This window comes from Roseateles sp. 22389, from assembly GCF_052044995.1.
Lineage (GTDB): Bacteria > Pseudomonadota > Gammaproteobacteria > Burkholderiales > Burkholderiaceae_C > Roseateles.
Window position 1 is genome coordinate 181104 of the sequence record NZ_JBQEOF010000003.1, and the last position, 14709, is coordinate 195812.

Genomic DNA, 14709 nt, shown 5'->3' on the forward strand with positions numbered 1-14709 from the left:
CGTCCGTTCCGCTCATGTCCGGTCCTGGCCGCGCGGGCTCAGCGGCCCATGGCCGCCTCGTAGCGGCGCTGCAGCGCTTCCAGCGCACGGCGGTAGGCCGGGCCGACGTCCTCCGGCCCCGCGGCGGTGACGCTCAGGTCCTTGAGCAGGCCGTTGTGCAGCCCGTAGACCCAGCCGTGCACCGCCACCGACTGGCCGCGCGACCAGGCGTCCTGCACCACTGTCGTCTGGCAGGCGTTGCGGGCCTGTTCCAGCACGTTGAGCTCGCACAGCGCATTGACGCGCTGCTCCTCGGGCAGCTGGTCCAGCCAGTCCTGGTGGTGGTTGCGCACGTCCTGCACATGGCGCAGCCAGTTGTCCACCAGGCCCACGCGCAGGTCCTGCAGCGCGGCGCGCACGCCGCCGCAGTTGCTGTGGCCGACGATGATGATGTGCTGGACCTTGAGCTGGTCGACCGCGAACTGCATCACCGACAGGCAGTTCAGGTCGGAATGGACCACGACGTTGGCCACGTTGCGGTGGACGAAGAGCTCGCCGGGCAGCAGCCCGACCAGCTCGTTGGCCGGCACGCGGCTGTCGGCACAGCCGATCCAGAGGTACTGCGGGGTCTGCTGCTTCAGCAGGCGCGAGAAGAAGCCGGGGCTGCGCTCCTCGGTTTCGGTGGCCCAGCGCTGGTTGTTGTCCAGCAGTCCGTCGATGTGGTCGTTGGTGCTCATGGGGCGGGATTGTCGCGGTTGCGGGCGGACACCGGCCTGTCGCACCCGCGAAGGCCTCACATCGTTTCGGCGAAGAGCTCGCGGCCGATCAGCATGCGGCGGATCTCGGACGTGCCCGCGCCGATTTCGTAGAGCTTCGCGTCACGCCAGAGCCGGCCGAGCGGATATTCGTTGATGTAGCCGTTGCCGCCGAAGATCTGGATGCCCTCGCCCGCCATCCAGGTGGCCTTCTCGGCGCACCACAGGATGACCGAGGCGCAGTCCTTGCGCACCTGCCGCACGTGCGCGCCGTCGAGCGCGTCCAGGTTCTTGCCCACCGTGTAGCAGAACGCGCGCGCGGCCTGCAGGACCGTGTACATGTCGGCGACCTTGCCCTGGATCAGCTGGAATTCGCCGATGGACTGGCCGAACTGCTTGCGGTCGTGGATGTAGGGGACGACGTTGTCCATCACCGCCTGCATGATGCCGATCGGACCGGCGGCCAGCACGGCGCGCTCGTAGTCCAGGCCCGACATCAGCACCTTGGTGCCGCCGCCGACCTGGCCCAGGACGTTCTCCGCCGGCACCTCGACGTTCTGGAACACCAGCTCGCCGGTGTGGCTGCCGCGCATACCGAGCTTGTCCAGCTTCTGCGCGATCGAGAAGCCCTTCATGCCCTTCTCGATCAGGAAGGCGGTCATGCCGCGGGCGCCGAGTTCGGGCTCGGTCTTGGCGTAGACGACCAGCGTGTCCGCATCGGGGCCGTTGGTGATCCACATCTTGGTGCCGTTGAGGACGTAGTAGCCGCCCTTGTCCTCGGCCCGCAGCTTCATCGACACGACGTCGGAGCCGGCGCCCGGCTCGCTCATCGCCAGCGCGCCGACGTGCTCGCCGGAGATCAGCTTGGGCAGGTACTTCTTCTTCTGCGCCTCGTTGCCGTTGCGCTTGATCTGGTTGACGCACAGGTTGGAGTGGGCGCCGTAGCTCAGGCCCACCGAGGCGCTGGCGCGGGAGATCTCCTCCATCGCGACCATGTGGGCCAGGTAGCCCAGGCCGGCGCCGCCGAATTCCTCGGGCACGGTGACGCCCAGCACGCCCAGGTCGCCCATCTTGCGCCACAGGTCCATCGGGAACTGGTCGCTGCGGTCGATCTCCGCCGCGCGGGGGGCGATCTCGGCTTGGGCGAATTCGCGCACCGCGTCGCGCAGCGCGTCGATGTCTTCGCCGAGGTGGAAGTTCAGACCGGGCAGGCTCATGGGGATGTCTCCTCGACCACCTCCACGCGCGCCGCTCGGGACGCGCGCTGGGCAATTCGCTCTCTTACGTTTACGTAAACGTCAATTGTAGGGCAGGTCTGTACCGTTTCGGCTATTGCATAAATGCGTAAGGGTGGCCCCGGAACTGATGGATCGGCGTTAGAGGAATCGCTCGAGCAGCTTGCGCGAATGCCGGTCCAGCGAGAAGCGGTCCGGCACCAGGAAGTGCAGGCCGTGGGAGCTGGCGATCAGCAGCCGCCCTTCCCCGATGCGCCGGATGTCTTCCTCGCTCTTGAGGATGAACTCGGTGGTGCCGCGATCGGTCTCGACGGTCCATTGCGACGGCGTCGAGAAGGTCGACACCGCCAGCAGCTTCAGCACCGTGGGCGTGACCTCGCGATGATCGAGTTCGTCGCGCAGCAGCGTGCGCTGCGCCTCGGGCAGGTCGCCGAGGCGGTCGATCCAGGCGATCTCATGGCCGTCGGTGCCGACCAGCGAGATGCCCTCCTCGGGCGCGGACAGCGGATGCGCCCGCACCGGCGTGACGTTGTCATGGGTCTGGCCGGTCGCGTCGACCAGGACCAACCGGCCGAACGGATTGCGCGCCAGGGACTGGATGTTGCTCATGAAGACACCTCGGCGCGGTCAGGCCTGCGTGGCCGTGTGGACATTGACGTTGGGCGCGACGACGACGACGCTGTCCTGCTCCTCCGCGTCGACGCGGCGGGCCTGCGCCTCCCACAGCCGCCAGTAGGCGCCCTGCTTGGCGATGAGCTCGTCGTGCGGCCCGACCTCGACGATCTCGCCGCGGTCCATCACCACCAGCCGGTCGGCCTTGCGCAGCGTCGACAGGCGGTGCGCGATCGCGATCGTCGTGCGGCCCCGCACCAGGTTGTCCAGCGCCTTCTGGATCTCCTTCTCGGTCTCGGTGTCCACCGCCGAGGTGGCCTCGTCCATGATCAGGATGCGGGGATCGATCAGCAGCGCCCGCGCGATCGAGATGCGCTGGCGCTCGCCGCCGGACAGCCCCTGGCCGCGCTCGCCCACCAGCGAGTCGTAGCCCTGCGGCAGCCGCAGGATGAATTCATGCGCATGCGCGGCGCGGGCCGCGGCGACGATCTCCTCGCGCGTCGCGTCCGGCTTGCCGTAGGCGATGTTCTCCGCGATGGTGCCGAAGAACAGGAAGGGCTCCTGCAGCACCAGGCCGATGTGGCGGCGGTAGTCGGCCAGCGAGAAGCGGCGCAGGTCCACGCCGTCCAGCTTGATCGCGCCTTCGGTGACGTCGTAGAAGCGGCAGATCAGGTTGACCATCGTGCTCTTGCCCGAGCCGCTGTGGCCGACCAGGCCGATCATCTCGCCGGGCTGGATCTCGAGATTCAGGTCGCGGATCACCGTCCGGTTGCCGTAGCGGAAGCCGATGTCCTGCAGCGTCAGCCCGCCACGCACCTTCTCCAGCCGGACCGGCTGGGCCGGCTCGGGCACGTTGGAATGGTGGTCGAGGATGTCGAAGATCCGCTTGGCGCCGGAGGCGGCCTTCTGCGTCACCGAGACGATGCGGCTCATCGAGTCCAGCCGCCCGTAGAAGCGGCCGATGTAGGCCAGGAACGCGGTCAACGTGCCGACCGTGATCTGCGAATGCGCGATCAGCCAGATGCCGAAGGCCCACACCACCAGCAGCCCGATCTCGGTCAGCAGCGACACGCTGGGCGTGAACAGGCTCCAGGTCTTGTTGAGCCGGTCGTTGACCAGCAGGTTGTGCTTGTTGGCGCTGCGGAAGCGCTCGGCCTCGCGGCGCTCCTGCGCGAAGGCCTTGACCACGCGGATGCCGGGGATGGTGTCGGCCAGCACCGAGGTCACCTCACCCCAGACGCGGTCGATCTTCTCGAAGCCGGTGCGCAGCTTGTCGCGCACCAGGTGGATCAGCCAGGCGATGAAGGGCAGCGGCACCAGCGTGGCCAGCGCCAGCCAGGCGTTGTTGGAGAACAGGATCACCGTGATCATCAGCAGCATCAGGCAATCGGTGATGAAGTCCAGCGCATGCAGCGACAGGAAGACGCTGATGCGGTCGGTCTCCGAGCCGATGCGGCTCATCAGGTCGCCGGTGCGCTTGGAGCCGAAGTACTCCAGCGACAGGCCCAGCAGGTGGTCGAAGGTCGCCGTGCGCAGGTCCGCGGCGATGCGCTCGGAGACCAGCGCGAGGATGTAGGTCTTGGCCCAGCCCAGGATCCAGGACACGATCGCCGCGCCCAGCAGGCCGCCCAGGTAGAGCGCCACCAGGCCGGTGTCGATCTGGCGGCCCTGCTGGAACGGGATCAGCACGTCGTCCATCAGCGGCATGGTCAGGTAGGGCGACACCAGCGTCGCGCCAGTGGCGCCCAGCATCAGCAGGAAACCCAGCAGCAGTTGGCCGCGATAGGGCCGGGCGAAGCGCCACAGCCGCAGCAGCACCCAGGTCGAGGGCGGCGTGTGCAGCTCCCGCGCGCAGGAGGGGCATTCCTCGCTGTCCTCGGGCAGCACGGCCTGGCAGCTCGGGCAGAGCTCGGGTTCGGCGTCCTGGGTCAGCGCCGGTTCATCGCGACGGTTGAAGGCGTCCTGGAAGCGCTGGGCCTGCAGGTTGACCTTCATCGTGAAGCGCCACTGGGCCAGCCGGCCGCGCTCGTCGACGAGTTCCAGCAGGCCCAGGCCGGCATGGTCCGACAGCGCCAGGCGCAGCGCCGGCGTCAGCGGCCATTCGCGCTCGACCAGCGCGCCGGCGCCGTCCTCGGCGGGCTCCAGCGACAGCAGCCGCTGATCGGTGAGTTGCAGACCGCCCGGGGCGAAGCGCAATCGCGCGTCGAGGTCAACCTCCAGCGTGGCCCGGACGTTCTCGCCACGCCGCAGGCGTGACGCGAAGGCCTCGGCGAGCGAAACGCCGCCGGCACTGGCCGACGCGACAGGATGTTGATGCTGCATTTGTGTTGTTCTGCGATCTTCGAAACCGGACGTTCTTCGCCGCTTCCCTGGTCAGGCCAAGACCCGGACCAACCCGGATGCGGCATTTTTCGCGGGATTTTCGCTTAAGCGCACAATTGTGCTTCGCATTCCTCTCCGGTGGTCCGCCGGGCGGCCCCCTTCCACGTTCCCACCCCTCATGAGCCGACACGACGACATCAAGCTCCTGCGCATCAACTACCTGCGCGGCCCCAACATGTGGACCTACCGTCCGGTGCTGGAAACCTGGTTGGACCTGGGTGGCCTGGAGGAACATCCCTCGAACCTGATCCCCGGCTTCACCGAGCGCCTGTGCAAGCGCCTGCCGGCGCTGGAAGAGCACCACTGCGGCGTGGGCGAGCGCGGCGGCTTCCTGCAGCGCCTGACCGAAGGCACCTGGATGGGCCATGTGCTGGAGCACGTCGTCATCGAGCTGCTGAACCTGGCGGGCATGCCCACCGGCTTCGGCCAGACCCGCTCCACCTCGCAGCATGGCGTCTATCGCATGGTCTTCCGCGCCCGCGACGAGCAGGTCGCCCGCTGCGCGCTGGAGCAGGGCCATGCGCTGCTGATGGCCACGATCAATGGCGACGACTTCGACGTCGGCGCCGCCGTCGAGGCGATCCGCGACAAGCTGGACGACTGCTACCTCGGCCCGTCGACCGCCGCCATCGTGGCCGCCGCGACCGACCGCCGCATCCCCCACATCCGCCTGAACGACGGCAACCTGGTCCAGCTCGGCTATGGCGCGCGCCAGCGCCGCATCTGGACGGCCGAGACCGACATGACCAGCGCGATCGCCGAAGGCATCGCGCGCGACAAGGACCTGACCAAGGAACTGCTGAAGTCCGTCGGCGTGCCGGTGCCCGCCGGCCAGGCGGTCAAGACCGCCGCCGAGGCCTGGGACGTCGCCCAGGACCTGGGCCTGCCGGTCGTCGTCAAGCCCTCGGACGGCAACCACGGCCGCGGCGTCACGCTGGACCTGCGCCACCAGGCCGATGTCGAGGCCGCCTTCCACCTGGCCGACAAGGAAGGCTCGGAAGTGCTGGTCGAGAGCTACATCCCCGGCATGGAGCACCGCCTGCTGGTGGTCGGCGGCCAGGTGGTCGCCGCGGCCCGCGGCGAGGAAGCCTGGGTCACCGGCGACGGCACGCACAGCGTCGTCGAGCTGATCGACCTGCAGATCAACACCGATCCGCGCCGCGGCACGACCGAGGACTTCCCGCTCAACCGCATCGACATCCGCGACGACCCGGTCGTGCTGCTGGACCTGCAGCGCCAGGGCCTGTCCGGCGACGGCGTGCCCGAGGCCGGCCGCCGCGTGCTGATCCAGCGCAATGGCAACGTCGCGATCGACTGCACCGCGCAGATCCACCCCGAGGTCGCCCATGCGGTCTCGCTGGCGGTGCGCACCGTTGGCCTGGACATCGCCGGCGTCGACCTGGTCTGCAGCGATATCTCGCGGCCGCTGTCCGAGACCGGCGGCGCCATCGTCGAAGTCAACGCCGGCCCCGGCCTGCTGATGCACCTGAAGCCCGCAGAGGGCATGCCCCAGCCGGTGGGCCAGGCCATCATCGACCACCTGTTCGCCGAGGACGAGAACGGCCGCATCCCGATCGTGGGCGTGGCCGGCTCGCGCGGCACGGCGCAGATCGCGCGCCTGGTCGGCTGGCTGCTGCACCTGAACGGCCGCCACGTCGGCCTGGCCTGCGGCGCCGGCCTGTTCCTGGGCACCCGCCGCGTCGAGCGCAAGCCCAGCGCGACCTGGGCCGCCAGCCACCGCCTGCTGATGAACCGCGCGGTCGACGCGATCGTCGTGGAGAACGGCGCCGGCACCATCCTGGGCGACGGCCTGGCCTACGACCGCTGCCAGGTCGGCGTCGTCACCGACATGGGCCGCGTGCCCGAGCTCGACCAGCACGACATCCTGACCGAGGACCAGCTCTTCAAGGTCTTGCGCACGCAGGTGGACGTGGTGCTGTCCGACGGCGTCGCCGTGCTCAACGCTGACGAGGCCAAGGTGGCCGAGATGGCGGAGCTCTCCGACGGCGAGGTCATCTTCTACGCCCAGGACGCCGCCAACGAGGCGCTGTCCGCGCACCGCGGGCGGGAAGGCCGCGGCGTGTTCCTGCGCGGCGGCGCCGCGATGCTGGCGCAGGGCACGGCGGAAACCTCGGGCGCCAACGTCGACTCGCTGCAGGCCCGCTTCCGCGCGGCCGGGCAGGAGATCGCCACCGACTCGGTGCTGGCCGCCGTCGCCACCGCGTGGGCGATGGGCATCTCGCCCGAGCTGATCTCCGCCGGCCTGGACACCTTCGTGCCGGACCTGCCGCAGTAAGCGCGCGGCCGCCGTTCCGATCGCCCCTTCAAAGAACAGTCGAACCGAAAGACGACAGATGGAAGTCTCCCGCACCCGCGCCCTCCGCGGCCCCAACATGTGGAGCCGCCACACCGCCATCGAGGCGGTCGTGCACTGCAGCGAGACCGAGCGCGCGCTCGCCGACATGGCCGGCTTCGAGGCCCGCCTGCGCGAGCGCTTCCCCGGCATCGGCCCGCTGCGGCCGGCCAGCAGCGCCAAGTCGCCCATCACGCTGGCCCATGTGCTGGAGCAGGCGGCGCTCGCGCTGCAGGCCCAGGCCGGCTGCCCGGTGACCTTCAGCCACACCCACACCACGTCCGAGCCGGGCACCTACCAGGTCGTCGTCGAGTACAGCGAGGAAGACGTCGGCCGCATGGCCTTCGACAAGGCCGTCGAGCTGATCGCCGCGGCCCAGTCCGGCGGCGCCTTCGACGCCGACGCCGCCATCAAGGCGCTGCGCGAGACCGACGAGGACATCCGCCTCGGCCCCTCGACCGGCTCCATCGTCGACGCCGCCTGCAAGCGCGGCATCCCCTTCCGCCGCCTGACGCAGGGCTCGCTGGTGCAGCTGGGCTGGGGCGTCAAGCAGCGCCGCATCTGGGCGGCCGAGGTCGACGCCACCAGCGCGGTGTCCGAATCGATCGCGCAGGACAAGGACCTGTCCAAGCGCCTGCTGCAGTCGGCCGGCGTGCCGGTGCCGATCGGCGCGCCGGTGAACTCGGTCGACGAAGCCTGGGAGCTGGCGCAGGAGATCGGCCTGCCCGTGGTGGTCAAGCCGCTGGACGGCAACCAGGGCAAGGGCGTGACGGTGAACGTCGCCACCCGCGAGCATCTGGAGATGGCCTACAAGGCGGCCGACGAGATCGGCACCGTGATGGTCGAGAAGTTCCTGCCCGGCAGCGATTACCGCCTGCTGGTAGTCGGCGACAAGCTGGTGGCCGCGGCCCGCCGCGATCCGCCCAACGTGATCGGCGACGGCGTGCACACGGTGCGTCAGCTGGTCGACAAGGTCAACGAGGACCCGCGCCGCGGCGACGGCCACGCCACCTCGCTGACGAAGATCCGCCTGGACGACATCGCCATCGCGCGCCTGGACCTGCAGGAGCTGACGCCCGAATCGGTGCCCGACAAGGGCCGCCGCGTGATCCTGCGCAACAACGCCAACCTGTCCACCGGCGGCACCGCCACCGACGTGACCGATGACGTGCATCCCGAGGTCGCGGCGCGCGCGATCGCGGCGGCGACGGTCGTCGGCCTGCATGTCTGCGGCGTCGACGTGGTGGCCGAGAGCGTGCACAAGCCGCTCGAGGAGCAGAGCGGCGGCATCGTCGAGGTCAACGCCGCGCCGGGGTTGCGCATGCACCTGAGCCCGTCCTACGGCAAGGGCCGCGATGTCGGCGAAGCCATCATCTCGAGCATCTACGGCCCGGGCAACCGCGGCAGCGCGAACGAGGACGGCCGCATCCCCATCGTCGCGGTCACCGGCACCAACGGCAAGACGACGACCTCGCGCCTGGTGGCGCACATGTTCGCGACGCAGGGCCTGCGCGTGGGCATGACCAACACCGACGGCGTCTACGTCGACGGCCGCCAGACCGACAGCGGCGACTGCTCGGGCCCGAAGAGCGCCCGCAACGTGCTGATGCATCCGGACGTCGAGGCCGCGGTCTTCGAGACCGCGCGCGGCGGCGTGCTGCGCGAGGGCCTGGGCTTCGACCGCTGCCAGGTGGCGGTGGTGACCAACCTGGGCGAGGGCGACCACCTGGGCATGAACTTCCTCAACACCGTCGAGGAACTGGCGCTGGTCAAGCGCGTGATCGTGCAGAACGTGGCCGACAACGGTTATGCGGTGCTCAACGCCGCCGACCCGGTCGTGGCCAAGATGGCCGAGGTCTGCCCGGGCCAGGTGATCTTCTTCGCCAGCGACCGCCACCATCCGCTGATGGCCACCCACCGCGCGCAGGGCAAGCGCTGCGTCTACATCGACGGCGACGCGCTGGTCGCGGCGCAAGGCGCGTGGCGCGAGTCCATCCCGCTGCGCGACATCCCCTTCACCCGCGGCGGCGCGATCCCGTTCCAGAACGAGAACGCGATGGCCTCGGTGGCGGCGGCCTGGGGCGTGGGCCTGGATTGGGACACGATCCGGCGCGGGCTGGCCAGCTTCATGAGCGACCCGGACAGCGTGCCGGGCCGCTTCAATGTGATGGACTACCGCGGCGCGACCGTCATCGCCGACTACGGCCACAACGGCGACGCGATGCGCGCGCTGGTGCAGGCGGTGCAGGCGCTGCCGGCCAACAAGCGCTCGGTGGTGATCTCGGGCGCCGGCGACCGCCGCGACGAGGACATCCGCATCCAGACCCAGATCCTGGGCGAGGCCTTCGACGAGGCCATCCTGTTCCAGGACGCCTGCCAGCGCGGGCGCGAGGACGGCGAAGTCCTGGCGCTGCTGCAGGAAGGCCTCAAGGGCGCGACCCGGACGAGGCACATCGAGGAGATCCGCGGCGAGTTCGTCGCGATCGACCGCGCGCTGGAACGCCTGCAGCCGGGCGACCTGTGCCTGGTGCTGGTCGACCAGGTCGAGGAAGCCCTGGCCCACCTGAACCAGCGCGTCCGGGAAGCCTGATGGCGGTCGGTCGCTGGCGTCACTGGCCGGCGCACTGGTGGAACGGCCTCAGCGTCGCCCTGGGGGTGATGCTGGTGCAGGCGATCGTGTCGCACGCGGCGCCCGCCGCGCTGTCGCACGTCGCCTCGCAACTGGCGATGGCCTGCGCCATCTGTGCCAGCCTGGCCGATCTGCCGGGCAGCGTCCGGCGCAACCGCAACCGGGTGCTCACCGCCGGCGCGATGTCGCTGCTGGCGGTCGGGCTGGTCGCGGTGCTGCATCCCTACCGCATCGCGATGGGCGTGCTGGTGGCCGCGCTGGCCTTCGGCAGCGCCTTGCTGCTGAGCTGGGGCCCGCGCGCGGGCCCGGTCTCGTTCGCGCCCATCCTGGCCATGGTCTTCGCGCTGGCCTGGCCGCCGCAGCCGCTGCCGGTGGTGCTGGCCAGCGGCGCGGCCGGCATCGCGCTCTACCTGCTGTGGAGCGTGCTGACCAGCGCGCTGCTGCAGCGGCGCTTCCATCGCCTCGCGCTGGCCGAGGCGCTGCACGGCCTGGCCCAGCTGCTGACCGCGCGCGCCGAGCTGCTGGGCAGCGGCGGCGCGGCCCATGCGATGCGCGACTGGCTGGGCAACGAGGCCCAGCTCGCCGAGCTGCTGCAGACCGCGCGCGACCAGGTGTTCCCGCGCGCCCGCACCGACCCGCGCAGCGCCGCGGTGCTGCTGCACGTGGTGGAGCTGCGCGACCTGATGCTGGCCAGCCGGCTCGACCTGGAACTGCTGGGCGAGGACCCGGTCGGGCAGCAGATGCGCGCGGCGCTGGTGGGCCGGCTCAAGGCGCTGGGCGTGCTGCTGGACGAGTACCGCGATGCGCTGCTCGACGAGCGCGCGCCCGCGATGAACACGGTGCGGCCGACGCACTGGCCGGAGCTGCCGCCCCAGGATCCGCGCACCCGCCTGCAGCTGGTGCTGCAGGACCGACTCTCGCACCTGGACGGCGAGGTGCTGGCGATGGGCCGCGCGCTGGACGTCGCCCAGCCGGTGCCGCCGCTGGCGCTGGACGCCGGCACGCTGCGCCAGTTCGTCACGCCGGTCGGCTGGCCCATGGGCCTGCTGCGGGCGCAGTTGCACCTGGACTCGCCGGTGCTGCGGCACGCGCTGCGCAGCACGCTGGCGCTGGCCTCGGCCTACTTCATCGCGCTGGCGCTGCCCTGGGCCTCCCATCCGCACTGGCTGGTGCTGTCGGTGGCGGTCGTGCTGCGCGGCAGCCTGGACCAGACGCTGGAGCGCCGCAACCTGCGGGTGCTGGGCACGGCGATCGGTTGCGGGCTGATGCTGGCGCTGTCGCTGATCCCCAGCCAGACGCTGTGGATCGTCGTGCTGCAGGTGGCGGTCGGCATCGCGCATGCGTTCGTCACCCGCCGCTACCTGGTCACCGCCATCGCCGCGACGATGCTGGCCCTACTGCAGTCGCACCTGGCCGATCCGTCGCACGGGATCGCGGTCTCGGAGCGGCTGGCCGACACGGTGCTGGGCGCGGTCCTGGCCTGGGCCTTCAGCTACGTGCTGCCGGCCTGGGAGCGGCGCAACCTGCCGCGCGCGCTGAAGCGGGCGCAGCACGCGCTGCAGCAGTACGCGCTGCAGGCGATGACCGCGGCGATGACGCCTGCGGGCGCGCTCACCCAGCGCATGGCGCGGCGCCAGGCCTATGACGCGCTGGCAGCGCTGTCCGCCGCCTTGCAGCGCAGCGCGGCGGAACCGCGCCGGGTGCGGCCGCCGCAGGACGAGCTCAATGCGGTGCTGGACCACGGCTACCGCCTGATGGCCCACCTGTCGATGATGCGGCAGAGCCTGATGCGGCGCGGCAAGGAGCTGGACGGCGACCTGATGGCCGAGATGCCGGCCGCGGCCGCGAAACTGCAGCGCGCGCTGGCCGGCCAGGAGCCGGTGCCGCACGCGGTGCAGGCGCTGCAGGACTGGAGCCTGCTGCCGGACGTCGGCCCGTTGGAGGACATCCGGCCGTGGATGCGGCGCCGCATGCAGGTCAGCCTGGACGACGCGGCGCGCGCGGGCCAGGCCGCCGAGGCGGCGTTCGCCGCGATGGCGGCGCCACCCGAGGCGGAGATGCCGGTGTCGCGGCTGAACTGATCGCCCGGCCCCACCACGCGGGCGATCACGCCATCGTGATCACTCCACCGTGATGTGCCGCTCCTTGATGAGGGTCGACATCCGCTTGAGCTCGGCCTCGACGAACTTGCCGGACTCGGCGACGCCGCCGGCGAAGGGCTCGCCGCCCAGTTCCACGATCCGGGCCTTCACTTCCGGCGCGGCCAGCGCCTGCTGGACGGCCCGCGACAGGCGCTCGACCACCGGTGCCGGCGTCCCCGCCGGCGCGAACAGGCCGTTCCACTCGTACATCTCGAAGCCGGTCAGGCCGGCCTCGGCGCCGGTGGGCACCTCGGGCAGCGCCGCCGAGCGCTGACGGCCGCTCACCGCCAGCGGGCGCAGCTTGCCCTGCTTCACGTACTGCAGCGTCGAGGCCACGTTGCCGAAGAAGACCGGCACCTGGCCGCCGATGACGTCGGTCAGCGCCGGACCGCCGCCCTTGTAGGGCACATGCATCATCTCGACCTTCGCGGCCTGCTCGAACAGCACGCCGGCGATGTGCTGCGCCGAGCCGTTGCCCGACGACGCGAAGGCCACCTGGTCGGTCTTCACCCTGGCTGCAGCGACCAGCTCAGCGGCCGTCTTCGCGGGGAACTGGGCGTTGACCAGGACCACGTTGGGGAACAGCGCCGTGACCGCGACCGTCTTGAAGGCCTTGCCCTGCTTGTAGGGCGAGTTGGGGAACAGCGTCGGCGTGACCGCGTAGGACGAGGCGTCGAACAACAGCGTGTAGCCGTCGGCCGGCGCGCGCGCCACGGCGCCGGCGGCGATCTGGCCGCTGCCGCCGGGGCGGTTCTCGATGATGACGGTCTGGCCGAGCGCCTCGCCCAGCTTGGGCGCGATCAGCCGTGCGATCAGGTCGGCGCCGCCGCCCGGCGGGTAGCTGACCATCAAGGTCACCGGCTTGCTGGGCCAGGCTTGCGCCCAGGCGCCCGTCGACAGGCCGCAGGCCAGGGCAAGCGCCGTCATCACGGCAGGGCGTCGTCCGATCATCGTGGTCTCCTGATAAAGCGATCAGCGCATCTCGGCGCTGTAGTGGAAGGCGGTCGCGTCGCCCCAGGTGGTGCGCAGCTCGATGCAGTGGCCGCCCAGGTCGAAGGCCTGCCGGTCGACGCGGATCGCGGGCGCGCCCTCGGGCAGGTCCAGCAGCGCGGCGGTCGCCGCGTCCAGGTGCCCGAAGCTCAGCTCGTCATTGGCCCGCGCGACGGTCACGCCGCAGAGCCGGGCCAGCATCGGATAAAGCAGGTCCTCCCACTCGCGGGTCGGGAGCGCGCGCAGCGCCTCGAAGCGGTCCAGCGGCAGCAGCAGGTCCTCGGCCAGCACCGGCCGCCCCGCCAGCAGCCGGACCCGCTTCACCCGCAGCGCCGCGTCGCCGGTCTGCTGGCCCAGGGCCAGCGCTTCGGCTGCGCGCAGCCGCACCGTCTGGCAGCGATGGACGCGGGCCGTCGGCGGCTCGTCCGTCGGCCCGCGGAAGCGGAAGAAGCGCAGCAGCGACGGGCCGTTCAGCCCCTGCGTGACGAAGGTCCCCTTGCCATGCACGCGCTGGACGATGCCTTCGGCGGCAAGCATGGCCACGGCCTGACGCACCGTGCCCAGCGCCACGCCGAAGCGTTCCGCCAGTTCGGTCTCGGCGGGAATGGCCGCGCCGGCGGCCCATTCCCCACCGACGATGCGCTGGCGCAGCTCCTGCGCGAGCTGGGCATACCGGCTCACGCCGGCCGCGGTCGGAAGTCCTGTGTCCAAGGTGGTTTTCCTATAGTCCTCTATAGGACTAGAATGCGCGCATGATGCCGACGCCCACTTCCGACGTCAAGCCCGCGCCCGGCGCGGGCGTGGTCGACGCCCATTTCCACGCCTTCCCGCTGACCGGCACTGGCGTGCCCGGCGCGCGCTATGTGCCGGCCTACGCGGCGCCGCTGGAGGCCTGGGTCGCAGCCACGGCGCCTCATGGCGTCACGCAGGGCGTGCTCGTGCAGCCGAGCTTCCTGGGCACCGACAACACCCACCTGCTGCGGCTGCTGGCGGAGCAGACCGGACGACTGCGCGGCGTGGTGGTGGTCGCGCCGGACATCGCCATGGCTGAACTTGAGCGCATGCAGGCGCTGGGCGTGCGCGGCGTGCGGCTCAATCTCGTGGGCGGCGATCACCGGCTGGGCGCGGAATGGCATCCGCTGTTCGAGCGCCTCCAGGCGCTGGACTGGCATGTGCAGGTCCACACGGACCACGGCCGGCTGGCGGAAGTCCTGGCCCGGATACCGCAGGCGCTGACCGTCGTCGCGGACCACTTTGGCAAGCCCGCGGCGGCGTCGGAGCTCGAGGCCTTGGCACCCGCCCAGCGGGATCGGCTGCATGTGAAGCTCAGCGCGCCCTATCGCCTGACGGCCGGTTGCGAGGCGACGGTGCTGCTGTCCCGCTGGCTGGACCTGATCGGCCCGGGGCGCCTGATGTGGGGCAGCGACTGGCCCTGCACGGCGCATGAGCAGGCGCGGGACGCATCGACCTCGCCCGCGTGGCTCGAGGACGCGGCGGGAACGAGCGGGACGCTCGAGGCGCTGCGAGCCGGCAACGCGCGCCGGCTGTACCGGTTCTGAAAGCGCGCCGCGCGGCGTCTGATCCAAACCGGCGAAGGTGGGATCCGGACGCGACACGGGCTCCCGACTGGGAG

10 protein-coding genes are annotated in these 14709 nt (G+C 70.8%); 4 read left to right on the forward strand and 6 right to left on the reverse strand.

The genetic code is table 11. The features are described from left to right. Window positions 1–38: 38 nt before the first annotated feature. The 4 genes from can to ACTJKJ_RS05810 form a co-directional block, all read right to left on the reverse strand. Window positions 39–716: a carbonate dehydratase gene (gene can, locus ACTJKJ_RS05795; protein ID WP_091720339.1), complete on the reverse strand. Its 678-nt coding sequence runs from the start codon at window positions 714–716 to the stop codon at window positions 39–41. A gap of 56 nt (window positions 717–772) precedes the next feature. After that, window positions 773–1951 (reverse strand): isovaleryl-CoA dehydrogenase, encoded by a 1179-nt coding sequence (locus ACTJKJ_RS05800; protein WP_091720335.1) that lies wholly within the window; start codon window positions 1949–1951, stop codon window positions 773–775. A gap of 159 nt (window positions 1952–2110) precedes the next feature. Further along, window positions 2111–2578 (reverse strand): cyanophycin metabolism-associated DUF1854 family protein, encoded by a 468-nt coding sequence (locus ACTJKJ_RS05805; RefSeq protein WP_440819857.1) that lies wholly within the window; start codon window positions 2576–2578, stop codon window positions 2111–2113. Window positions 2579–2596: 18 nt separating this feature from the next. Then, a complete protein-coding gene (locus ACTJKJ_RS05810) occupies window positions 2597–4903 on the reverse strand; it encodes a cyanophycin metabolism-associated ABC transporter (protein ID WP_440819858.1) in 2307 nt (768 codons plus the stop codon). Between the two features lie 178 nt (window positions 4904–5081). Between ACTJKJ_RS05810 and ACTJKJ_RS05815 the strand changes: the two genes are divergently transcribed. The 3 genes from ACTJKJ_RS05815 to ACTJKJ_RS05825 are packed head-to-tail and all read left to right on the forward strand — an operon-like array spanning window position 5082 to window position 12026. Next, window positions 5082–7259 carry a cyanophycin synthetase gene (locus ACTJKJ_RS05815; protein ID WP_440819859.1) on the forward strand — a complete coding sequence of 726 codons (2178 nt, stop codon included), beginning with the start codon at window positions 5082–5084 and terminating at the stop codon, window positions 7257–7259. 58 nt (window positions 7260–7317) lie between these two features. Continuing rightward, window positions 7318–9906, forward strand: coding sequence for a cyanophycin synthetase (cphA, locus tag ACTJKJ_RS05820; RefSeq protein WP_440819860.1), 2589 nt, complete (start codon window positions 7318–7320; stop codon window positions 9904–9906). Continuing rightward, window positions 9906–12026 carry an FUSC family protein gene (locus tag ACTJKJ_RS05825; RefSeq protein ID WP_440819861.1) on the forward strand — a complete coding sequence of 707 codons (2121 nt, stop codon included), beginning with the start codon at window positions 9906–9908 and terminating at the stop codon, window positions 12024–12026. The genes cphA and ACTJKJ_RS05825 overlap by 1 nt, the downstream gene beginning before the upstream one ends. 39 nt (window positions 12027–12065) lie before the next feature. Here ACTJKJ_RS05825 and ACTJKJ_RS05830 read toward each other — a convergent pair whose 3' ends face one another. After that, window positions 12066–13037 carry a tripartite tricarboxylate transporter substrate binding protein gene (locus tag ACTJKJ_RS05830; RefSeq protein WP_440819862.1) on the reverse strand — a complete coding sequence of 324 codons (972 nt, stop codon included), beginning with the start codon at window positions 13035–13037 and terminating at the stop codon, window positions 12066–12068. Between the two features lie 21 nt (window positions 13038–13058). Continuing rightward, window positions 13059–13787: a GntR family transcriptional regulator gene (locus ACTJKJ_RS05835; protein ID WP_440819863.1), complete on the reverse strand. Its 729-nt coding sequence runs from the start codon at window positions 13785–13787 to the stop codon at window positions 13059–13061. 41 nt (window positions 13788–13828) lie between these two features. Here ACTJKJ_RS05835 and ACTJKJ_RS05840 point away from each other — a divergent pair, with 41 nt between their 5' ends. Continuing rightward, window positions 13829–14635 (forward strand): amidohydrolase family protein, encoded by an 807-nt coding sequence (locus tag ACTJKJ_RS05840; protein WP_440819864.1) that lies wholly within the window; start codon window positions 13829–13831, stop codon window positions 14633–14635. The last annotated feature ends 74 nt before the right edge of the window (window positions 14636–14709 follow it).